The sequence below is a fragment of the Candidatus Polarisedimenticolia bacterium genome, assembly GCA_035764505.1.
Lineage (GTDB): Bacteria > Acidobacteriota > Polarisedimenticolia > Gp22-AA2 > AA152 > AA152.
Map to the genome: position 1 here is coordinate 1 of DASTZC010000239.1, position 22,561 is coordinate 22,561.

General features: G+C 66.6%; 21 protein-coding genes. 2 read left to right on the plus strand and 19 right to left on the minus strand.

The genetic code is table 11. The features are described 5' to 3' along the window. Positions 1–1,285 (plus strand): FtsX-like permease family protein (locus VFW45_15810; protein HEU5182251.1); only part of this gene is annotated, 1,285 nt, incomplete at its 5' end. Positions 1,286–1,367: 82 nt separating this feature from the next. Here VFW45_15810 and VFW45_15815 read toward each other — a convergent pair. The 12 genes from VFW45_15815 to VFW45_15870 all read right to left on the minus strand — a co-directional run bounded on the left by VFW45_15815 (position 1,368) and on the right by VFW45_15870 (position 12,281). After that, a complete protein-coding gene (locus tag VFW45_15815; GenBank protein ID HEU5182252.1) occupies positions 1,368–1,880 on the minus strand; it encodes a hypothetical protein in 513 nt (170 codons plus the stop codon). Positions 1,881–2,015: 135 nt separating this feature from the next. Further along, positions 2,016–2,414, minus strand: coding sequence for a cupin domain-containing protein (locus VFW45_15820; GenBank protein ID HEU5182253.1), 399 nt, complete (start codon positions 2,412–2,414; stop codon positions 2,016–2,018). 212 nt (positions 2,415–2,626) lie between these two features. Then, complete coding sequence (locus tag VFW45_15825) at positions 2,627–4,981, minus strand: GAF domain-containing protein (GenBank protein ID HEU5182254.1); 2,355 nt, start codon at positions 4,979–4,981, stop codon at positions 2,627–2,629. 172 nt (positions 4,982–5,153) lie between these two features. Next, the gene (locus VFW45_15830) at positions 5,154–6,161 is read right to left on the minus strand and encodes a hypothetical protein (GenBank protein HEU5182255.1); all 1,008 of its coding nucleotides are present in this window, start codon (positions 6,159–6,161) and stop codon (positions 5,154–5,156) included. A gap of 162 nt (positions 6,162–6,323) precedes the next feature. After that, complete coding sequence (locus tag VFW45_15835; GenBank protein ID HEU5182256.1) at positions 6,324–6,842, minus strand: cupin domain-containing protein; 519 nt, start codon at positions 6,840–6,842, stop codon at positions 6,324–6,326. Further along, a complete protein-coding gene (locus tag VFW45_15840) occupies positions 6,839–7,018 on the minus strand; it encodes a hypothetical protein (protein HEU5182257.1) in 180 nt (59 codons plus the stop codon). The genes VFW45_15835 and VFW45_15840 overlap by 4 nt, the downstream gene beginning before the upstream one ends. Beyond that, a complete protein-coding gene (locus VFW45_15845; GenBank protein ID HEU5182258.1) occupies positions 7,015–7,950 on the minus strand; it encodes a DUF2167 domain-containing protein in 936 nt (311 codons plus the stop codon). Before VFW45_15845 ends, VFW45_15840 begins: the two co-directional genes overlap by 4 nt. 64 nt (positions 7,951–8,014) lie before the next feature. Continuing rightward, entirely contained in the window at positions 8,015–8,530 is a 516-nt protein-coding gene (locus VFW45_15850; protein ID HEU5182259.1) for a DUF1697 domain-containing protein, read from the minus strand. A 63-nt stretch (positions 8,531–8,593) separates the two neighbouring features. Next, on the minus strand, positions 8,594–9,157 hold the full coding sequence (locus tag VFW45_15855) for a hypothetical protein (protein HEU5182260.1): 564 nt from the start codon (positions 9,155–9,157) through the stop codon (positions 8,594–8,596). Between the two features lie 59 nt (positions 9,158–9,216). After that, on the minus strand, positions 9,217–10,359 hold the full coding sequence (locus tag VFW45_15860) for a saccharopine dehydrogenase NADP-binding domain-containing protein (GenBank protein HEU5182261.1): 1,143 nt from the start codon (positions 10,357–10,359) through the stop codon (positions 9,217–9,219). 18 nt (positions 10,360–10,377) lie between these two features. Further along, the gene (locus VFW45_15865) at positions 10,378–11,442 is read right to left on the minus strand and encodes a thrombospondin type 3 repeat-containing protein (GenBank protein HEU5182262.1); all 1,065 of its coding nucleotides are present in this window, start codon (positions 11,440–11,442) and stop codon (positions 10,378–10,380) included. Between the two features lie 137 nt (positions 11,443–11,579). Then, entirely contained in the window at positions 11,580–12,281 is a 702-nt protein-coding gene (locus VFW45_15870) for a potassium channel family protein (protein HEU5182263.1), read from the minus strand. A 292-nt stretch (positions 12,282–12,573) separates the two neighbouring features. Between VFW45_15870 and VFW45_15875 the strand changes: the two genes are divergently transcribed. After that, a complete protein-coding gene (locus VFW45_15875) occupies positions 12,574–15,621 on the plus strand; it encodes a VCBS repeat-containing protein (GenBank protein HEU5182264.1) in 3,048 nt (1,015 codons plus the stop codon). An 89-nt stretch (positions 15,622–15,710) separates the two neighbouring features. Here VFW45_15875 and VFW45_15880 read toward each other — a convergent pair whose 3' ends face one another. The 7 genes from VFW45_15880 to VFW45_15910 form a co-directional block, all read right to left on the minus strand. Beyond that, the gene (locus VFW45_15880) at positions 15,711–16,256 is read right to left on the minus strand and encodes a hypothetical protein (protein ID HEU5182265.1); all 546 of its coding nucleotides are present in this window, start codon (positions 16,254–16,256) and stop codon (positions 15,711–15,713) included. After that, positions 16,249–16,785, minus strand: a complete 537-nt coding sequence (locus tag VFW45_15885; protein ID HEU5182266.1) for a sigma factor — start codon at positions 16,783–16,785, stop codon at positions 16,249–16,251. Before VFW45_15885 ends, VFW45_15880 begins: the two co-directional genes overlap by 8 nt. A 39-nt stretch (positions 16,786–16,824) precedes the next feature. Next, positions 16,825–16,950 carry a hypothetical protein gene (locus tag VFW45_15890; protein ID HEU5182267.1) on the minus strand — a complete coding sequence of 42 codons (126 nt, stop codon included), beginning with the start codon at positions 16,948–16,950 and terminating at the stop codon, positions 16,825–16,827. 200 nt (positions 16,951–17,150) lie between these two features. Continuing rightward, positions 17,151–18,200, minus strand: a complete 1,050-nt coding sequence (locus VFW45_15895; GenBank protein ID HEU5182268.1) for a DMT family transporter — start codon at positions 18,198–18,200, stop codon at positions 17,151–17,153. Positions 18,201–18,216: 16 nt separating this feature from the next. Continuing rightward, the gene (locus tag VFW45_15900; protein HEU5182269.1) at positions 18,217–20,754 is read right to left on the minus strand and encodes a TonB-dependent receptor; all 2,538 of its coding nucleotides are present in this window, start codon (positions 20,752–20,754) and stop codon (positions 18,217–18,219) included. Between the two features lie 61 nt (positions 20,755–20,815). After that, entirely contained in the window at positions 20,816–21,859 is a 1,044-nt protein-coding gene (locus tag VFW45_15905; protein ID HEU5182270.1) for a FecR family protein, read from the minus strand. Between the two features lie 13 nt (positions 21,860–21,872). Then, positions 21,873–22,484 carry a sigma-70 family RNA polymerase sigma factor gene (locus tag VFW45_15910; protein HEU5182271.1) on the minus strand — a complete coding sequence of 204 codons (612 nt, stop codon included), beginning with the start codon at positions 22,482–22,484 and terminating at the stop codon, positions 21,873–21,875. Positions 22,485–22,561 lie beyond the last annotated feature (77 nt).

Genomic DNA, 22,561 nt, shown 5'->3' on the forward strand with positions numbered 1-22,561 from the left:
GGTGAGCGCCCTGCTCTTCGGTCTCATCCCGGCCCTGCGCGCCACGCGGCCGGACCTGAGCACCACGCTCAAGGACGACGCGCGCGGCGTCGGCGGAGGCGGAGTGCGCACGCGGCTGCGTGCCGGGCTCACGGTGGGACAGGTGGCGCTGGCGCTGATGCTGCTCGTCAGCTGCGGCCTTATGGCGCGCAGCTTCGCGCGTCTGGTCAGCGTCGATCCGGGATTCAGGCCCGAGCAGCTTCTGACGATGGAGTACCGGCTGCCGGTCAGCAAGTACCCGGAAGGGACGCGGCAGATCGCCTTCCATCAGCAGGTGGTCGAGCGGGTCCGGCAGCTCCCCGGAGTGCGATCGGCGACCGGGATTCGGGCGCTGCCGTTCAGCGGCAACGGAGGCACGGCGACCTTCTCGGTGCCGGAGCAGCCGAAGAATGCCGGCGATCCGGCGCGCGAAGCCCTGGTCAACTGGGCCGATCCCTACACTTTCGAGACCCTCGGCATTCCGCTCCTGCAGGGGCGCGGCTTCAGCGAGACCGACCGCGAGGGGGCGCCGATGGTGGCGGTCATCAACCGCAGGATGGCCGAGGCGCTGTGGCCCAAAGGTGGAGCAATCGGCCGCAAGATCGTGGTGGAAGCCAATCCGGCGGTGGAGGCGACCATCATCGGCGTGGTCGGCGATGTCCGACATTACGCCCTCGACGACCAGGACAGCTACCAGATCTGGGGGGCGCAGGCGCAATCGCCGCACATCTTCAATACGCTGGCGGTCAGAACCGTGGGCGACCCGATGCAGATGGCGCGGAGCGTCACCGAGGCGGTCTGGTCTGTGGATCGCGACCAGCCGGTGTGGAAGGTGCGGACGCTGCATTCATTGATCGACCGGTCGCTCGGGTTGCGCAAATTCCTGCTGGGATTGATGGGCGCCTACGCGGTGCTGGCCCTGCTGCTCGCGATGGTCGGGGTTTACGGCGTGGTGGCCTACTCGGTGGCGCAGAGGGTCCGGGAGCTCGGCGTGCGGATGGCACTGGGGGCGGACCGGGCCTCGATCTTCCGGCTGGTCGTGGGGCAGGGGATGAGAATGGTGGCGCTCGGAGTGGTCCTGGGCGCCGGAGGGGCGCTGGCGCTGACGCGGCTCATCCAGTCGCTGCTCTTCAGGGTTCCGCCGCACGATCCCTTGACCTTCTTGCTGGTGGCCGGCTTCCTGGCGCTCGTAGCCTTCGTGGCCTGCGCGGTGCCGGCGCGCCGCGCGACCCGTCTCGACCCGCTATCCGCGCTGCGCTGCGAGTAGGATCGGAGCGATCGGATTCTTTCGCGCATGTAGGCCGTGTCGGTCCAAGGCAGCCTTCGAGCAGCCTGCGCACGAGAGGTTCCTATTTGCGCTTCGTGACGACGTGATACATGACGGCGTCCCAGGCGTTGTGGATGCCGACGCCGAGAAGGAGCATGGTCGCCGCGCCCACGGCAAAGAGCGCCGCGCGCGTGTGCGAGCGGACGGCGAAGGACGAGCCGAGCAGGATCGCGTAGGCGGAAAGCGGAGCGAGAGCGTGGAACAGCCAATCCTCGAACACCGGTTTGTAAGCGGATTGACGCTTCATGCGGCGAATGACCAGGAAGACGTAGGCGAGTCCTCCCAGGCCCACGAGGCCCCAGGAGGTCGATGCGGAGCTGATCCGGTGCCAGGGGAGACTGAGAATTGCGGAGAGGAACAGGACCATCACGAAGTGGACGACATTCGGCGTCGCAAAGGCGGAGCCCGCTTCCGGGGTGGTCAGGTCGGGCCTGCCGGCAATCAGCGTCATCACCACGAACTGCAGCCCCACCAGAGCGCCGGCGGACGAGCCGACGATGACGTAGAAAGTGTCCCAGTCGGCGAGAGGCGGCATTGCGTCTCCTGCGGGCAGCCGGTGATTCTCGGCCTGCGAGCCGGCGCCGATCATACTCCTGTGGAATAGCGAGCGTGCCGGAGGGGAGAGCCGCGCCGGCGAGAAGCCTTCCAGGGGAGAAGTGCCACGGCGTTCTCAGCGCGGCCGGTACTGCTCGTCGGTGACTTTTTCCAGCCAGTCGGCCGTCTTGCCGTCCAGCTTCTCGACGATGGCGACGTGCGTCATCGCGGACCCGGGTGAGGCGCCGTGCCAGTGCTTCTCGCCCGGCGGGAACCAGACCGTGTCCCCGGGGCGAATGTCCTGGATCTCGCCCCCCCAGCTCTGCGCCAGCCCGTAGCCCTCCGTGACGATGATGGTCTGCCCCAACGGATGCGTGTGCCATGCCGTCCGGGCGCCCGGCTCGAACGTGACATTGACCACGACGACGCGCGCCGGCTCCGCTGCCTGGACGAGAGGCTGGATGCTTACGCTGCCCGTGAAGTAATCGGCCTGTCCCTGGTTCGTAGTCCGCGCGCCGCTCTGCGTGATTTCCATGGGTTGCTCCGTCCATCAGGTGAGTAGCCGGTCGAGCCACGTCACTACCTTACTTCACTTCGAACCGCGGCGAATACCGGGTCTTGATGGCCGTGAGAATGTGCTTCAGGTCCGACCATGCTGCCAGCGAAGAGCGAGCCTTGATGAGATACCAGCCATTGAAGAGAGCTTCAAACGGACCGGGCCTCGGACTGGAACAAGCTCGGGTGAGGTCAGCCGCGTGCGGGCAGGGAGGCGAGCAATTTCGCCAAGGCAGCGGGGTCGACGGGTTTGACCAGGTGGTGATCGAAGCCGGCCGCGGTCGTGCGCTGCTTGTCCTCCGCTTGCCCCCAGCCGGTCACTGCGATCAGCACGGGGTCCTTCCCCCATGGCTGCTCGCGGATGCGGCGGGCGAGCTCGTAGCCGTCCATCTCCGGCATGCCGAGGTCCAGGAGGGCGACGTGCGGGCTGAAGCTGGCCGCGGCATCGAGCCCCCCACGGCTGTCACATACCGTATGAGTTTCATAGCCGAGCATGCCCAGCATCTTGCCCAGGCTGGCAGCGCTGTCCTCGTTGTCGTCCACCACCAGGATACGGCGCAGTCCCGGAGCGATCGCGAGCGTCTCTTCATTTTCATGCGGCGCCGGCAGGGTGGAGCTCAAGACCGGCATGCGGACCACGAATTCGGCCCCTTCGCCGAGGCCCTTGCTGAAGGCAGCCACGGACCCGCCGTGCATCTCCACCAGCCGCTTCACGAGCGTCAGTCCGACCCCCAGCCCGCTGCGGCCGCGTTCTGCCGATGGCTCGGCCTGGCTGAACAGGTCGAAGACCCTGGGGAGCATATCCGGGGCGATACCGATGCCCTGGTCGCGCACCGACACCACGATTCCGCCTTCTTCGTGCCGGACGGCAAGGGTGATGCGGCCCTCGGCTCCCGAGTATTTGCCGGCGTTGTTCAGCAGGTTCGAAAGCACCTGCGCCAGCCGGGTCGGGTCGGCATCCACCACGATCGGCCCCGGCGGAAGCGCCACGGTCAGCTCGTGGCCGCGCTCCTCGATGAACGGGCGAGTGCTTTCGACGGCGGTCTGCACGACCGTCGCCAGATCGACCGGTTCCTTGCGCAGGTCCAGCTTGTCGTGAGTGATGCGGCTGATGTCCAGCAGGTCATCGATCAGACGGCTCATCTGCTGGATCTGCCGGTCGATCACGTCGCGGGTCCATTGCAGCTGCGGGGTCACCGGCCCGCTCAGGCGCTGGATCTGGATGGCGTTGCGGACCGGCGCCAGGGGGTTGCGCAGCTCGTGTGCCAGGGTGGCGAGGAATGCGTCTTTGCGACGGTCCAGCTCGCGCAGCGTCTCCTCGGCCTCCTTGCGCTCGATCAGGTCGGCCGCCTGTCGCGCCAGGATGTCGAAAAGGACCAGGTCGCGGTCCGTGGGCCAGTGGGGCCGCCGCCATTGGGTGGAGATCATCCCCACCAGCCTGCCGTCGCGCGACAGCAGCGGCGTGCTTTGCACGGCGCGGATGCCTGTCTGTCGCATCGTCTCCAGATTCTTGCCGCCCACCTCACACTCCTCCACGTCAGCGGTGATGATGCGGGTGTGCGCTCGCAGGGCCTGGCCGCAAGGGCTGCCCGACTCGGCGGGAACCGATTTCCAGAACAGGGCCGCTTCCGGGCTGAAGTTCCTGAAGGCGAGAAGCGTGAGCCTCGGCACGCCGCCTTCGGAATCGAGGCGTTGCAGGCTCGCGAAATCGGAGCGCATGACCGTGACCGCTGCGTCGAGCAGCTTTTCGTACAGCGCCTTCACGTCGTCTTGAACGATCAGCTCCGCGCTGATGGCCTGGAGCAGCCGGGCATCGGCCAGCTCCGCACGGAGCCGGTCCTGAGCGTCGCGCAGGGCGGCTTCGGCGCTCCGAAGGCGATCGAGGTCGGCCTCGAGGCGGATTTCCAGCGCCCGTTGGGCCGCCAGCTGGACTCTCAGATCCTGGGCGATGAGGAGCTGGTACGTCGCGGCGGCGAATTGGGAGAGCCGGGTCATCAGGCGCTTGTCTTCGGCGTCGAATTTGCGCGTCGGCTCGTGGGCGATGACCCAGACCGTGCCGGCGGCCTTGCCGTCGCTGTAGAAAGGGATCAGCAGGACCTCGGCGAGCGGCGGTGCGCCATCGGTGTAGGCATAGTGCCGCTCCGGATACTCCATGAGAAGCGGGATGTTCCGGTCCAGCACGGTGCCGCACGGACTGAAGTGGCGCGGCATGCATTGGCCAAGGTACTTCTTCCAGACGCCGGCGGCGGCGCGCCAGCGGAAGACCTCCCGTCCGTTCTCCTTCTCGAGGATGCTGACCCCCGCCGATTGGGCGCGGCACAGCTCCAGGGCGGTATCTGCGAGCTTCTGAAGGATGCGGTCGGCATCGCGGGACCCGGATGCGGTCGCCATCATCTCCATCACCGAGGCGAGGGCGACGTTTTCCGCTTCGTAGTCGGGGGTCCGCGCCGGCCGGCGTGCGAGCTCCGGTGTCGTGATGACCGATTCCAGCGGCACGAGGGGAGATGCAGGCGACCTTGATCCCGCCGGCGGATTGGGCTCTTCCACCACGTCTCCTTCGCCGGCAGTTCTCAATCGAACTGATGGCTTGTCTTGGTGAGCAGCATTCTACGGTCCCGGACAAACTCGGGCCAGAACATTTGCCACCTAGTGGAGACATTTTGGGGATAGGAAGAATCTGATGAGGGCGATTAGCCGCCGAAAAAATCAGGTATTCACCCTACCGTGTCTCGGGCTGGAACCACTTCAATACTCGCAGCGCACGCAGCGTGTTCCAGCGGCTGGGCCGGCCTTCGCCGTCGTCCGTCTCGACGGGCATTTCGCCGGGGTATCTGATTTCAAGCGGCCAACGTCCCTCGGCATCGCGCTTGGAGGCGACCAGGTCGACCGCCTCGGCAATGCGCTCGTCCGCTTCGACGCCGGCGCGACGCAGGTATTCGAGACCACGCAGCACGTCGTAGTGCCACCAGGTCGGAAAGGCGAACCGGGTCCAGGCGGGGCCGTGGCTGTTCCCGGGGCCGGCTTTCCTGTCGTAGTCGATCACCTTTCCGCTCGACAGACGACGGAACATGCCGCGATCGAGGAGGTAATCCTGCCCGCGGAGAAGAGCTTTCGTCACCTCGGGCCGGTTCCCGTCCTGCAGCTCGTGCTCGAGCAGAGCCTCGAGAACGCAGATCGTTGTATTGAACGACGACCGGGTCGATCCGCTCGCAGCCTCGCAGTTCCAGCCGCCGTCGGGGAGCTGCTCGGCGAGCAGCCGGTCGATAATGGCCCGGACGTCCTGGTCGAAGTAAGCGCCGACCGTGGCCACCTGTCCATTGATGCAGGGCTCGACCTCGCCGGCGAAGAAAGGATTGCCATCGCATTCTGGCGGGCCGCAACCTTTCCAGGTCACGCGGTCACGGACGAGCCCCACCGCGCGGCGGGCCGCCTCGCAGGCGCGATCGAGACCCATTTCCCGCAGCAGGATCAGAGCATGCATCGTGGAATCGAATCCCCGGTTCCATGCCGCGCCGCCCCAACGGCCGTCGGCTGCCTGGAGGGCAAGCAGCCGCGCGCCGGCGCCTTCGGTCGCGACGCGCGCCCGCTCCGACGAGACGGCCGACGCGGGCGCATCGGTGAGATCGCGCAGGACCTGCCAGCGGATCGATGGATCGGAATCGAGGAGCCACTCGAGGAGGGGTTCGCTCGAAAGGGGCGGCGGCTCCTCGCTGTGGGTGGCCGTCATGGCTCCCGGTCTTCCTGAGGCCGGGCCGTATTGATGATTTCTCGCAGGTTGATCCATGGGCCCTCCTCTCGTCGAGTCCAAGTACTTTGTATCATAAAGTACAGCCAAACGACCCACACGTCAAGGCCCCTCTTAAGAAATGATGCGCGTCTCCAGAGGAGATTACAGGAACGCGGTCGCCTCGGGCAGCGCCGCGCAGAGCTCGTCGGCGAGCTGCGCTTGATCCCCCAGCAGCTCGAAGTCGGAAAACTCGAAGCCGGGACCGACGGTGCAACCGACCAGCGTGTAGGCGCCCAGCGACCGCGCTGCCTGCCACCAGGTCGCGGGGACGGTGCGGACAGGGTCCTGGCCTTCGAGCAGCGGGCCCAGCCGAAACCGCTCCAGCCGAAGCTCATCGGGCGGAACGAGCAGCAGCTCCAGCGGCGCTCCCTCGTAGTGATGCCAGACCTCGTCCGAGCGGACACGATGCCAGCGGCTGATCGCCCCGGCCGGGAGAAGAAAGTAGATCGAGGTCAACGCCGAACGGCCACCCCGGCCATCAGCGGGCTCGACGCCGAGGCGAGCTCGCCAAATCTCCCGGTAATAGCCGCCCTCGGGATGGGGAGTGAGCTGGAGGGTCTTGATGAGGTCCGCGACGCGTTCCAGGATGGACTCCGAAATGAGATGTCTCCTGGCCTTCACCCGCCCGGAAATTGCCTCAGAAGACGCCAGGCCCACACGCAGAGCGACAACGCGACCGCCGTCAGGAGGAGGAACCAGGGATCCGTGGCGAGATTCCGCTCCACGCCGATCCGCCAGATATGGAGCAGGGTGACGAGGCCGAAGATTGCGCCGGTGATCCTGACGTAGCCTCTCATGGCCCTGGCAGATTGGGCGTGGGCTGAGCATTGGCGTCGCTCTTTCGCCGGGTGAAGACACGCCGGAGCATGGTGGCGAGCCCGGCGATGCCGATGAGGGCGAACTTCTTGAAGGCGAGGATCCCGACCCAGAGCAGCTTGAAGAAGCCGGCCTTGGCCGCGGTAGCTCCCAGGATCAGGCCGGCGATTCCATAGGCAGCCGCCTTGTCCTTGCCGGGCAGGTAGTCGGCATATCGGTGTCCCTCATTAAAATCGACCGCTGCCAGGACGTTCTGCGTTTCTCCCTTGATGGCCTCCATCTGGTCCATCGACGCGACCGCGTTCAGCACGAGAACGCCGCGGCGGCCGAGAATCCGGATGTTGTAGTTGAGCGTATGGTTCGGGTTCTCACCGAACATCAGCTCCTTCGCCCAGTACAGCTTGTGCGTGGCGCCGTCGTACGAAGGTGGCTCGGCCCACCCCACCATGGTCAAGGGCTCGAACCCCTGCTTCTTGCGCTCGGCATTGGCCGCGACGGTGGCGTCCTGCAGCTGCTTCAGCATCTTGTCGTAGTTGATCGAGGCGGCGTCATCGTCGTTGACGTAGCCGTCTTCCTCGTAGGTGATTACGATGCCCCAGCCCTCGTCCGCCACAGGACTGACTCCTCGAGGCACGAGCATTCCGATCACGTCATCCGCCATGGCCGGTGGATTGCCCCACCCTTCGGTCAAGAGGCGCCGACTGCCCTCGGCGCCTAGATAACGGAAGGACTCCGGGAGCCGAATCGTCGCCATGCCTCCTGGGAGCGTAATGGTGCCGGTCTGGTAGCCCAGCTTGGCCTCGAACTCTTCCGGGGTGGCCTGCAGCCCCTTCGGTCCATCGGCCCGGAGTCGGGCAGCGAACGAAAGGCAGAAGACCAGCGTTCCCAAGCGAATCAGGGGATGTCTTGCCATGGGTTCCTCCGTTGCGGCCAGGACACGGTCAAACGGGGGCGTTGGAGAGTGAAACTCCACCGCCTCAGGCGTTGGCGCACTTCCGCACGGTGTCCCAGGTGCGTGTGGTCACGTTCTCGCCGAAGGTCTTCCCGAGCATGGTCATGAACACCGGCCCCTTGGGGCCGGGGACATAGACAGTGAAGACTTCGCTTCCGTTCGTGGCGAGAATTCGAACCCCGTCGGCTTCAATAGGCAGCGAGCGCTTCGTCTTGTCGGGCTCGCCCAGGAAGGTGACGACCCGCTTGGCGTTCGCCGGCAGCCGGAAGGCGGCGTAGGGATCGGACTCGAGCAGCTCGCGCAAAGCGCCAGCAGGGCGCACGATCGTGTAGAACGTGCGGCCGAGGTGCTTCTGCATCGCCGCCGCGATCTCTCTCACGAGTACCTTGTCCGATTTGGCACGAGATCCGAAGACGACGTTGCCGCTCGCCAGCACCGTCCTGACCTCCGTGAAGCCGGCCGCTTCGAAGCAGCGCTTCAGCTTCGCCATCTTGAGGTTCATCGGGGTCACGCCCCGAAGGAATGCAACGTAGCGAGGCATCGTCCATCTCCCGCTCCATGGCAGGGGGAATATACCTCCGAAACAGGCTTGAAGCGTGGAATCTCAATTTTGCGGAACTAGGGCCACGGCGGCGAGCCAAACCAGGATCGCCGGAACCAGGAAGACATTCGCCCAGACCATTCCCATGGAGGCATCCAGGATTGTGGCGACCGAGAGCCCGATTCCAAACACCCCAACGGCCAATCCGCAGCCTGTGACCCAGGCTGGATAGGACCGGCGGGCAGCCCAGGTCAGGAGCAGCGCGGTGGCGCTGTAGAGGCCATTGGCCATACATCCACTGAGCATGATGGCGACGCGGTGCAAGGTTATAAACAGCTGGGGCATATCGTTCGGACCGGGCCCCTGAGCGGCAAGGCGCGGAAGGGCGCCGAATTCAATCGCCTGCGCCGAAAGATCCGGCGCGAGCGCGGCGACGGTAAGGAACACCGCGAAGCGCGCCGCAGGGCCGTGCGCTTCGGCGAACACCATGTAGAAGTAGAGAATCGCGGGGGCCGCCGCGGTCCATGCGAGCCAGGCGGCTGTCCACAGCCAGCGATGATCGATGAGGAACAAGAGACGATCTTGAAGGCTTGTCGGCTCCAGACCATGGCGGAGGACGAACGCCATGCCCAGTCCGGCCACCAGATGCGTGGCGAAGGCCAGGACCGCGGCATGCCGAAGACGGCTCACAGCGTTTCCACGGAGAGCCGGAAGCTCCGCTTGGCGCATTCGCTGCGTAGCTGTTCTTCGGTCAGCCAGTTCGTCCACGAGACGAGTCCCCTGGGAACGTGCCGATCCGCAGACCCGGACAGCAGGAGCCCCGTCATCACCGAGGCGGGCATCACAGCCATGCGCTCTCCGTGTGAGGTCGCTACGATGCAAGCTCTTGTCTTCCGGTCCCCCGTCACCTCGACGCCGAGGGCCCCCGCATCATGCCCGATCCAGCTCAGCAATGCTGCGGAGCGCTGGAACATCGAAGTCCATGGCGCCCAGCTTCGATGGGTCAACCGCATCAGCGACAGGCACCAGTTCAAAGCGCGCAGCTCGGAGCCGGCGCGAAACTCCACGGTGTGCGCGCCGAAGGTCTCCGGCAAGACCTCGTGGTCGGGAACGTCGACGAGATAGCCGCGGCGCCTGCCAATGGGTGACGGGAAAAAGAAATCTCGTGGCTCGGACCATCCACGAACCGGGATCCATTCTCCACTGCGAAACACCCTGAAAGATTGCCCGACCGAATGCAGGAGCGAAGCAATCGTCGCGGTCTGTCTGGCCCCGCGGTTGCCGGGAGCCATCTGGATATGGATCGACTCAACGCTCCGCATTCCCGCGGAGGCGATCCGGGCGAGCAGCCCTGAAAGTGCGGGTACCGTGGACCAGCCGGTGCAAACGGCGCTGACCAGGTGCTTGTGAGCCGAGGTGATGGACACGACCTTCCTTACGAAGGAACGGTCGTCCGACAGGTCGATGTAGTGGATGCCGCGGTTCAGGCACAAATCCACCAGGGATGTGGGGAGCTCCTGATACGGCCCGGCGGCGCATATCGCCACCGTGACACCGTCAAGGGCACGGCTCAGAGAGCCTGGATCGTGCAAATCCGCAACGACGGTTTTGAAGCGGCCGGAGTTAAGTGGGCGCCGGCTCGCGACGATCGGATCGCAGTCCGCCTGTCCGAGCAGGTCATCGATCAGCAGCCGGCCGAAGAAGCCCGTTCCTCCGACGACCAGAACCCTTTTTGAGCCCATATCGCGAGCGTAGGGTGTGAGCGGCGCCATGCCGAGAGCAAATCGGCGGCGACGAGTGGAGTTCCCGGCGCCGCCGATGGATGTCACACCTGAATCGCTCTCCGACTACGGCGTGCCGGCTCCCGACGGGCAGCCGTCCGGTCCGACCGGGGTGCCCTTCGGCGTGTCGGGGCACTTGTCGATGCCGTCGTAAACGCCGTCCCCATCCGCATCGGTGGGGCAGCCGACCTCGTCGACTTTCCAGCCCGCCGGGGTGTTCGGGCAGCGATCGATGCCGTCCCAGATACCGTCATGGTCGGCGTCCTCGGTCGGACAGCCGTCCGGGTTCACCTTCGCCCCCTTGGGAGTCTTGGGGCACTTGTCGACCATGTCCGCTACGCCGTCGCCGTCGCTGTCGGCGGGACAGCCGGTGGCGTCGACCTTGGCGCCGGGAGGCGTGTCGGCGCACTTGTCGATGCCGTCAAAGACCTTGTCGCCGTCGGAGTCCTTGGGACAGCCGTGGGAATCGACATGCGCTCCCTTGGGCGTTCCGCCGCACTTGTCGTTCTTGTCGTAGACGCCGTCGCTGTCGCTGTCCGGCTTCGGGCCGCCGCCGAAGGACCAGAGGAGGCCGCCGGTCAGCTCATAGTTGGTCTGCGATTCGTCGACATTGTCGCCGACATCCACCGTCACCCAGCGCGCGTCGGCGCGCAGACCCCAGTTGCGGTCGTCGCCGAAATACCACCGCGCGCCGCCGCCGTAGTTGTAGCCGAGGTCCTTGGCATCGAGGTCCAGGTCATCCGATTCGGCACTCTCGCGACCCAGGCCGAAGGTGAGGAACCAGCGAAACTTCTTTTCGGGCCGGAAGTTGTACAGGATGTTGGCGCGCAGGGAGCTCAGATCCAGGTTGGGGGAGCCGTTGACATCGGCTTCGCTCGACACCTTCTGCCAGGATCCCTCCACGCTCCAGCGCTGAGTCATGAACCAGGCGCCGCGCAGCCCCCAGACGTTGGCGTTCTCCGGATCGAGATTGTCGTAGGAATCGGGATAGACCCGCCCGAGGTAGAAGCCCACCTCCCAGTCGCCGTCGACGCCGCCGCCGCCGCGCATCATCTCAGCCTGCGCCGGCGCGGCGCACAGGCAAAGGGCCGCAAGAACCGACGCTACCGTCCATCCTTTCAAGTACCGCATCGTTTTCTCCAATGGTGGAAGCGAAGCGTTGCGCCCCGCAGCAACGCGCCCGTTCGTCCGTCTTCACTGTCGATCTGCGGGCGCATCCTACTCCCATCTGCGGGGCCGGGTAAAGCCGCGCGCCGGAAGAGGCCGCTTCACTCGCCGCCGGATTTGTGGGCCGTGATCTGGGTGACGTGATTGGCGACCAGCCAGGCGACCACGACGGTGCCGTAGATGAAGCCCGTGACTCCTTCCATCACCGTCATGGCCCGCGCCCAGGAGCCGGTCGGCGTGATGTCTCCGAAGCCGATGGTCAGCAGGGTGGTGAAGCTGTAGTAGACGGCAGTCGGGAAGTTCGGAAGGCCGGCCGCATCGAGCAGCGTCACGGAATAGGCCGAGGCGGTGCACTGGTCGATGAGCAGATGGACCATCGCCCAGGTGACGCCGAGCATCAGGTAGCCGGCGACGGCGCCGGCGATGACGTTGAGGGTGATGCGCTGGGAGCGCAGGACGGAAGCCAGGATGATGACGGTGGTGTATCCGGTGAACAGCAGAGCGGTCGCCGTGCCGAAGGTTTCGGAGCCGATTCGAGGCAGACCGATATGCCGTACGTTACCCAGGACGCTCAGGAGCGAGAGGATCGACGAAATGATGAGATGCAGGCGGGAGTCGCGCGCCACCCAGATGCCGAAGAGGGGGAAGAGCACCCCGACGAGGCCTGCCTGCAATCCGCCCTCGCGGCGGGCCTGGGACAGGACCGGCTGCAGCGCCAGGAACGCCGAAACGCCGACGAGCGCGACGATGAAGCGCCGATCGTTGGATATGGCGGGGCGCATCTTGGGACGACGGAGGCTCATCGCAACTCCTGGGGGCGGGCGGGCTGGGTCGACGAGTGCATGAGGCAGCGGATTATATAGCCCGGCGAGCAACCGAGCTCTGGCGCCATCCGTTTCGCCGTCCGGCTCCAGGTCCAAAGGTCAGCTCCTGGCCAACTCTGGAGCAAGTTGCGGCGGCTTTTCTTGGAAGCAAATCGCTCTTTGGTGGCAGAGATCAAGCGGCTTGCCGACTCTGCCGGTTGCTGCTTGCGCTCAGCGGTATCATGCGTGCTCGCCTGATTATCCCGCACCCAGAGACCCGCGATCGTCGACAATGGGGTCAAGGAGTCAGAGGCACAGCCCACACCTAGCAGATCCATCGGCGGGACGGGAGGCAGCGTTGCGCGCGGGAAGACCTTGCATCTGCGGCCCGAAACGCTCCCTGTCCGGTCTATTGATTCTCTTCTTCTCTGGTGTTGGCGCCGTCCGGGCAGAGTCCCTTTTCTCTAATCCCATTTATGACTTGCCTGCAAAATCGACATTCATCCTCAGCGCCGACTTGAGCCAGGACAATCGACCCGACCTGATCGCGGCCAGCAGTGGCCGGATCCTCGTGTGGCTGGGTCTCCCGGAGGGGAAGCTCGGGCCGCCGGTTGTCTGGAGCACCGCTTCCGGCCAGGCAAGCGTGGCCATCGGGGACTTCAATGGAGACGCGATCCCGGACCTCGCGCAGCCTTCCACCGATCCGCAGGCCGGGGCGCAAGTGCTTTTCGGCCGGGGTGGCGGCACTTTCGGGGCGGCCCGGTTCCTCAGCATCAGCGGCTCCCACCAGAACGATTCCATCGCCACGGGAGACCTCAACGGCGACGGGAAGGATGATCTGGCGGTGGGGAGCAAAGCCCTCGGGAAAATCTGGATCGCGCTGAGCCGGGGCGAGGGATCTTTCGATTCTCCGGCCCTCCTCAGCTCGGGGGTCTTCGGCGACAGCCTCGCGATCGTGGATCTCAATGGGGATGGAAAGCGGGACCTGATCACTGCGGACACCCTGGCGGCTCCTCCCGCCCAGCCGTCCCAGCCGGGTTTCATACGGGTATTCCCCGGTCTGGGTGATGGCAGGTTCGGCGCGCCGATCTCCACCGGAGTGGGGATCTTCCCCGTTTCGCTCGCCGTGGCCGACCTCAACCATGACGGCAAACAGGATGTGGTGGTGGCGAACTGCTTTTCGAATGATGTCTCGATCCTGCTGGGACAGGGAAATGGAGCGCTCGCTCCGCAACCGTCGGTCTTGATTCAGGGTTCCTCAGGTCCCCAATCGGTGCTGGCCCAGGATCTGGATGGCGATGGCCATCCCGATCTCGCCGTGGGCGCCGGGCGCATGCCGCAACCGCCGATCATTCCCAGTCTACAATCGCTAACCTCCCAGAATCCCGAGGAGGACATCTCCCTGTTCCGGGGGCGAGGAGACGGCAGTTTCGAGGCGCCGACCATGAGCCGCTCATGGGGGGAGGCGAGCGATCTTGCCATCGGAGACTTCGACGGCGATTCCAGACCGGACCTGACGGCCCTGAATTCAGATCTGACGATCGTCCTTCTTCTGTCGAACGGCGACGGGACCTTCGGGAAGGACAGCGACCGGGTTTCCTTCGGCGCGGGCGCGCTCCTTTCCTCTCTCAACACCGCCGATTTCAATCGGGACGGAATGGCGGACCTCGCAACCTTGAACTATCCGCTGCCCGGCCAGCTGGGCGGGATACACGTTCGTCTGGGTCTCGGCAACGGCACCTTCGATCCAACCGAACGGGTCACGGTGTTGCAGTCCAGCACCAGCTACCTGCTTCCTCCGAACGCAGTCGGAGACTTCGATGGCGACGGAGATTCCGATCTCGTCCTTCTCGATCGCTCCTTCGGTCGCCTTGCGGTCACCATTCTCCTGGGAAACGGCGATGGGACCTTCACGCGGTACGGAAGCTACTCCGTGCCGGGACGACCGCTTGCCGTGGCGATCGCGGACTTCGATTACGACATGATCCAGGACCTGGCCGTCGCCACCAACGACTCCGTGGTCACCGTTGTCAAGGGAATCGGAGACGGGACTTTCACTCAGGTCTCCACCTTTCCTGTCAACACGGTACCGTTAGAGCACGGCATGGCCGCGGCTGACTTCAACGGTGACAATTACATGGATCTGGTGATGGTGCCCTGGGTCCTGTCGTTCCCCCGCCCCGGCCCGGCGTACGTTGCCGTGCTGCTCGGCCACGGGGACGGTACCTTCGCTCAGCCGACCCTGCTCCCGGCCGGGTTTTCCCCACGATGGCCTCTGGTTGCGGATTTCAACGGAGACGGGACAAGCGACCTGGCCGTGGCCGATGCGGCGACTGTCTCCGGAGCGTCGATCTCCATGGGGGTTGGCGTGCACATCAGCCGGGGCGACGGGACCTTCGAGCCGCCGGTCTGGAGCCACTTGAATCCCGCGCCGGAGTTTCTGGCGGCAGGCGACTTCGACGGAGACGGCAAGCTCGACATGGCCGTGGGCAAGGAAAGCGGGAGCCGGGAAACCTCCATTCTCATCGGACGAGGCGATGGGTCCTTCCGGCCCCCGCTGGGATTCGGAGGCTATTATCCATCGTTCATGGTGACGGCCGATTTCAACCGCGACGGCAGGACCGACCTGGCAGGCGTCGATTCTCCCTTCCGTGAAACGGCAGGTGCGCGGGTGCTCCTGGCCATGCCGCCAGGCCCCAGGCACGGACCTGACGCTGACACGGGAGGCAATCGCCAGGCGGAGTGTGGCGCCCGGCTGGATGGGTCCGCATCCTCCGATCCCGACTCCACTCCCGGGTCGAACGACGACATCCTTGGCTTCGACTGGTTCGAGGGGGTGATGGATGGCGTCTCTCCCACCTTCCTTGCTCGAGGGGAGCTGGCGGACGCCAACCTCCCGCCGGGAGAGCACCATATCCGCCTGATCGTGACGGATCGGCTCGGAGAGACCGATTCCGAGGATTTCCTGTTGACCATCGTCGACAACACAGCTCCTCAGCTGGCCGTGTCGCTTTCCCCGAGGGTCCTGTCACCGCCCAATCACAAGCTCATGCCGGTCCATGCCACGGTCTCGGCGGAGGACCGCTGCGGCGGCGTCGCCTTGGTCCTGGAATCGATCTCGAGCAGCGAGCCCGACGACTCTCCGGGCGGCGGGGACGGCAATACGACGGGGGACATCCGCGAGGCCCAGTACGGCACCGCCGACCTCGATTTCCTTCTGCGGTCCGAGCGACTGAGGCCCGGACCAGGAAGGATCTACGTGATACGGTACCGCGCCACCGACGACGCCGGAAACACGACCCTGGCAAGTGCCACTGTCGCTGTCCCCGGAACTCCTTAGGCGGCTCGCGACCATCCCACCGGTCCAGCCGGAGCCGGAACCGCTAGCGGCCTCCTGGTAGACGAGACCACGAGCCCGCCCGGATCCGACTAGCGCGAGCGGCGGGTTGCGAGGACGGGTGTCGCGCCGGCCAGGAAGCCGAGCGCCATCCCACCCACGCCGATCAAGCCGAAGACAAAGCAGCCGACCGAGCCGGCGAATCCCGCGATGAGGCAGGCGACGAAGAAGGGGATGCCACCTTCGTCGCGTGGTCTGGGAGCCAGGACTCCCAGGGCAATCCCTCCCGTCAGGCCGGCAAGGATGCACAGAGTGGGGGCGAGAAGGCAGGTGCCGCCGACGCATAGGTGGTTGGTGGCGCGCATGACGACGGGGGCGAGCATCGGAATGCCGCCGGCAAGAATCCCGGGCTTCACGCCGCGCTGCCAGGCTTCCCCGCGCCATAGACAGTAAGTGACGGCAAGGACCAGTCCCATGCCGCCGATCGCCAGCTTCCCCGGCTCGGAGCAGCAGCAGGAAGACAGCCAGACGAGCGGCGCCAGGCAGAGGCTGCGCGTCAGGGCGCGGGCCAGGCGGCCGGTCTCGTAGGAGCGCCGGGCGCGAACCTGCAGCTCCAGGGGAAGTGCGTGCTCAGCCATGCTTCACCTTCCAGACGGCGCGCAGCCGTACCAGCGAGCGCTGCACGCGCTTGCGGAACGTGGCGGCTGCAATGGCGGCCCGGTCGCCGCGCGCGTACAGGCGCAAGGTCTCGGCATCTTCGGGCCGCAAGGAGCCGAGCGCCTCGCGCAGCATCGCTTCCATGTCCTGCTGAATGGCCGTCTCCTCGGGGGTGGCATTGAGATCTCGGGGGACCGGGGACCCTGTCGCGGGAGGCGGATCCTCGCGTCGCCGGGCCCTGCGGCGCCGCGCCGTCCGTATCTCGAAGGCGGCGACCCCGAGGACCCAGGCCAGGGCGCTGCGCGAGACATCGAATTCTCCGGCGCGAAAGAAGATCTTCAAGAGGGCCTCCTGCGCCGCGTCATCCGCATCTCCGGAGGGGAGGTGCCGGCCGGTGAAACGGCGCAGCAGCGGCCAGAGCAGCTCGAAGGCCGGAGGGAGCGCCGCCCGGTCGCCCTCGGCGAGCCGCTCCATCAGCTTCTGCAAAGCGGAGCGGTAGGGACGCTCCATCCGGCCTCCGGGTCCGGAACCCTCAGCGGGTTCCCAGGCTTACATCCAGCAACAGAACGGGCACCCGCTGCAAGGGCAGCAGGATGCCACCTTGTCGGCCGCCCAGGCGGCGACAGGCACCAGCGCCAGGATGGCGGCGACGGGAATCACACGCTTCAGCCACATGCGCTTCTCACCTCCTCCGGGGCGGCGACTGCGTTTCTGGATGCCGCAGGTTCCGCCTCCAGGAGGATAGGCAAGAAGTCTCCCGGGCGTGACCGGCCGAATTCAGAAATCTGCAACGGCTGGATGCCATGGTACCTGCCGCGTCAAAGCCCGTTTCCGACGCCGCCCTGGATCGCCGCCACTCGGCTCCCGCCTGGACCTCAATGATCGTGCCGGTGATGCAGATCGGGGCGATGCGCGTGCGCATGGGTCTTCGCCTCATGCGCGTGGACGTGGCTGTGACCCGCGGCGGGAGGCGGGACTTCATGGGCATGGTCGTGGTGCCCATCGTCGTGACGATGCCAGTGCACGTGCTCCACGGCCGCGTGCGAATGCCGGTGCTCATGGCGCTCACCCCGCAAGATCCACAACGCCACGAACATCATGGCGCCGGAAGCGATCTGGACCGGAAGAACTGGCTCAGCCAGAAACGTCCATGCCAGGGTCGCGCCCCAGAAGGGAGCGGTCGAAAACAGGAGCTGCGAGCGCGCCGCCCCGAGCTGCTGGGCACTCCCGATATAGAGAACCAGCGACAGGCCATAGCAGAGGGCGCCCACCAGCAGCGCCAATCCCACCATGCGATACGCAGGCGCATCCCCGATGATCAGGCAGCCCGCAAAGAGGTTGGTGCTTCCGGCGATGGCGCCCTTGATGAGCGTCGTCTGAGCGGGCGTGAGCGCGTCGATCAGGGAGGTCAGGTTATTGTCAAGTCCCCAGCACAGACAGGCCAGAGCCACGAGCAGTGCCGCGAGGCCGAGCTGCGACCCGCCTGGCCATGCGAGCAGCAGGCTCGCGACGAGCACCAGGCCGGCGCTGAGCCAGGCGCGCCCACGGAGATCCTCCTTGAAGAAGAGCCAGGCAAGCAGGACGGTGGCGAGCGGCTCCAGGCTCAACCAGAGCGAGACCGAGGCGGCCCGTGCGAAGGACAGCCCGGCGAGGAGCAGTGCCGGTGCCAGGACTCCACCGAGGAAGATGACGCCGGCCAGGCGTGCGGCGTTATGCCGGAGGAGGGTGACCGAGGGCGGTCTCTGCCGCAGCACCGCCGGCAGCACCGACGCCGCCGCGCCCAGGTAGAGGATACCGGCCAGGCTCAGCGGGCCGATGGATGCGAGGAGGCCCTTGGCGATCGGGGTGGCGGCGCCGAACAGCGCCGCCGCGGCGAGCGTCTGCGCCGCGGCCCGAAACTCGGCCCGGCCTCGGGTCTGTTCCATCCCGCCATCTCCCGGACTAGAAATCCCAAAGGATGCTGAAGGAGGGAGTGAAGCCGAGCCAGTAGCTCAGCTCGGGAATCGTCTCGATGCTCCCGTCGGAGCGCTGCTCGAAGGTGAAATCGTCGACGCAGCAGACATTGTTGCGATCGGTGACATTCAGGATCTCCAGGTCGAGGCGCAGCCGCCCGACCGGCAGGAAGAAAGAGCGCTCGGCCTTCAAGTCGAGGCGCAGGTAATAGGGAAAGCGGTCGGAGTTGCGCTCCCCCACGACCGGCACGAGCTCCGGCGGTCCTCCGGGCGGGCCGACGTCCTCGCCCGTGACCGGCGTGGTCGGCCAGCCGGTGTGGGCCGAGCCGCTGGTCGAGATCGTCCAGCGCTCGCCGACGCGATAGGCCAGCAGGAACTTCCCGGCGTGGGTCTGGTCCCAGCTGCGCGGCACGCCGTGGCCGTCGATGACGTCGTCGGCTTTCGACCAGGCATAGCTGGCCCACCAGTGGAAAGAGCCCGGAGACTCGCTGCGCACGAGAATCTCGGCGCCGCGCAGGCGGGACAGCTCCGGCGCCACCGTCACCCAGTCCGCTTCGGTCTCGGGAAACAGCTCGACCGGATTGAACAGATTCTCGTAGCGCGGCTTCACGTGCGTGATCGTCCCATAGTAGGCGTCGAGGCGAATGCTCCAGGGCGACTGCATGCGCTGCTGCAGGGTGAGGTCGACCTGGCGCGACAGCTCCGCCGGACGGAACTGCGTCTCGCCGCTCTCCACGTGCAGCTCGTGGATGCGTTGCGACTGGAAGAAGCGTCCCAGTCCCAGCTGGATCTCGGTGCGCTCCGCCGGCCGCCACAGGGTGTTCAACCGCGGACTGATCTGGCTGTCGCGCGTGTAGGCCTGATGGTCCCATCGCACTCCCACCTCGGTGGCGAAGCTGCCGGACCAGGCGGCGCGGTGCGCCGCGTAGACGGCGTAGGAAGTCCCCGAGGGCTCGAGGCGCAGGGTGGTTTCGGGAGAGCCGGTCGGCTGGGTGGAGTAATGGTAGTCGGCCCCCAGCGGGCGGACCAGGAAGCCGCCTTTGATGAGGTGGCTGTTCGAGAGCTTCCAGGTCTGGTCGTGCGTGAGGCCGTAGAAGTCGGCGCTGCGGCGATCGTCGACCTCGATCCCGGTATCCTCGGGCTCGGAGACTCCCTCGCGATTCCGCTCGAGCCGCCCGCCCGAGACGACGGTGCGCGAAAAGACCTTCTCCGACCAGGCGTGCAGCGCCCGCACCCAGAGGTAGGCGCTGGTCTCCGACGCGTCGACCGACTCGCCCCCCTCGTCTTCGTTGAATTCCAGGTTGTCGGTGGCGAACAGCCCGTGAAACGAGAGAACCGTCGAAGGAGTGAGCACCGCCGAATACTTCGCGTAGATGTCGCCGAAGCGAGGATCGAAGCCGGTCTCCCCGAGCTGGACCGTGTCGGTGAAGGCTTCCGGGTACCAGGCGCGTGCCGAGATCAGCAGCGAGTGGTCCGCCACCATGGCGCTGTAGCCGCCGCGGCTGTTCACCGTTCCCGCCTCGATCAGCCCGTGCCGCCCTTCCTGCGGCAGGGAGGTGGAGAGATCCACGAAGCCGCCGTGCCGGTCGCCGAACTCGGCGGTGAACCCCCCTCCCAGGTAGTCGATGGTGTCGATGATGGTGCTGTCGACCAGACTGAAGGGACTTTGGAAGCCCTGCATGTGGTAGGGGGCGTAGAGCTCCAGCCCGTCCAGGATGAGCGACACGTCGCGCGCTTCGGATCCGCGCGAGTAGAAGGCGGCGGAGCTGTCGGGCGCGGCGATGCCGGGAAGCCTCTCGAGGACCTGCCCGAGGTCGGAGCCGCTGGCCGGGACCAGGCCCGCTTCCTCGCGATCGAGGGTGAGGTGCGGCGCGGGCCCCTCACCCGACAGCTCGTGCAGGCTCGGCGTGACGACCACCTGCTCGGCGAAGGCGGGCTGCGGATCGAGCCAGATGGTGAGCCGCGAGCGCGAGGCATCGACCTTCAAGTCGGGGATGCTCTTGGGGCCGAAGCCCGTCGCCTCGACGTCAATCTCGTAGACGCCGGCCGCGAGGCCCGGGAGCGCGAAGGTCCCGTCGGGGCGTGTCGTCGCTCCGGCAGCCGCTCCCGCGGCATGGACGAAGGCCCCCACGACCGCCGTGCCGCGGGAGGTTGAAAGCACTCTTCCATTCAGCGTCAGCGTCGCCTCGACGGGGGCGGCAGGCACGATCAGCAGGGCGTTCTCGGGTCCTTCCTGCGCCATGAGGCCCAGTGGTTTGAGGATTTCATCCAGGATGCGGCGAGGCTCGGAGGAGCTCGGCTCGGAAGCGACCCGCAGATCGGGCCCGACGACGGCGCTGCTGTAGAGGATCTTGAGGCCGGAACCGCGCAGCTGGTCGATTACCTCGATCAGGGGGCGCCCGGTGTAACGGGGCGCCTGCGCCTCATCGGAGTAAGCGGCGGCGACTCCGAACAGGACAAGGCAACCGAGCGCAAGCGTCCAGCGGCGGCACGCAGATCGCGAGCGCGGGCCTCGGGAGAGAAGCATGGTGCGATTCTGCTCCTCCCCCTCGACGCGATTCAAGGGGATGCGGGATTAATCCCGGGACTCAGCGCGGCGGTTCGGCGGGCGCCAGCCTTTCGATGCGCAGCGTGTCTGTTTCGACTTTCCGGGTCATGCGCGAGGTCAGGAGCACCGAGTCGAGCGCCTGATCGAGGGTCAAGCCCTCGATCGAGCCGCTCAGGACGATGGTCGAGGCCGAAGTCCCCAGCTCCTCGTCGGCGAACTGCAGCCGCAACCCGCTTTCCAGCGCCGCCCAATCCAGGAACTCGCGCAGCGTGCGTCCCTGGATCGCCATCGGCGGGGCGATGTTCCCCGCCCAGCTCCATTCGGTGTCGTAGGCCGGAATCTCGCCGCTACGCGTGCCGCCCCGCGCGTCGACCTCCAGCTCCTGTCCGGCGGCGACGTCGATTCCCGCCGCGCCGCGCCGCATCTGTACGGCGCCTCGCCGCACGCGCACGCGCAGCGCGTCCTCCAGCAGCCGCACCTCGAATTGCGTCCCCTTCTCCAAAACACGGCCGAGCGGCGTGCGGATCTCGATCGGCTCCGCTCCGGCAGCACGCCCCTGCTCCGAGTCGACATACAGCGTCCCGCGCTCCAGCTCCACGACGCGCGCCTCGGGCAGGCGGGCGCGGCTGCCCGGAGCCAGCCGGACGCTGCCGCCGCCGGCCATCTCGAACGCCAGCGCTCCATCTGGCGCCGTGATGACTTCGTTATGGGCCCGGACCGGACCGCCCGTCAGGGCGGGAGCCGTCCGCGGCAGGAGGAAGCCGCCGCTGCGTATCGAGGCCTGGCCGCTGACCCGCGTCACCCTGGCAACTTCCGGGCTCCCGGGACCGACGCCAAGCACGACCGGCAGGGCGGCGCCGGCGACGAGGAGAGCCGCGGTCGCCAGCGCCAGACCCCACGTCAGGCGGCGCCGCCGGACGGCGCGCGCCGCCTGTGTCCGGAAGACGGCGTGCGCGGCGCGGCGCACCCGCTCGGCGCGCTCCGACGGCGCCTCCGGTCGGGCGCCGGTGGCGCGCAGCAGGGCTTCCAGATCGGCGTCGGAGATGGCCCGGCGCCCACCACCCGCTTCGTCGAAAGAATTCATGGATTGCTTCGCCTCATCCGCTTTCACTCGGTCTGTCGCGCAATTCCCGTTCCCGTGTCAATGCCGCGAACCCTTCACGAAATGCTTCACGCGCCCGCGTCAGGAGCGACTCGGCCGCCTTGGGGCTCAGGCGGAGCTTGACGGCAATCTCCTGGACCGGCAGGCCCTCCACATACTTCCATTCGAGAGCGTGCGCGTAGTGCGGCGGGAGCTGGTCCAGCGCCACGTGCACCAGCCGCGCGATCTCCCGCGCCAGCAGCGAGCCCTCCGGTCCGGAAGCCGGGGCCGTAAGCGTCTGCAACGCCGCGGCGATCTCGGGATGGTCCTCGACCAGCTCGACCTGGCGCCCGGGGGAGCCCGCGCGCCGGAAGTGATCCGAGATCTCGTGACGGCAGAAGGTGCACAGCCAGGTCAGCAGCGAAGCCTCTCCGCGGTAGGTCTTCAGCTTCGGGATCGCCTTGCACAGCGTTGCCTGCACCACTTCCTCCGCCGCGTCGGCGTCCTGGTCCATGCGAGCCAGGGCGAAGCGGTACAAGGCGGAGAAATAGCCGTCGAAGAACTCCGAAAAGGCCGCCTCTTCACCGGCAATCACCCGGCGCGCCAGCCTCAGATCCGGTGAGCTCACGCTCGATCCTTCCCCTCCCCTAAAGACCTCCGGCCTACCCGCATCACCCTCAGCCAGCATGGTCGCACAGATTAGAG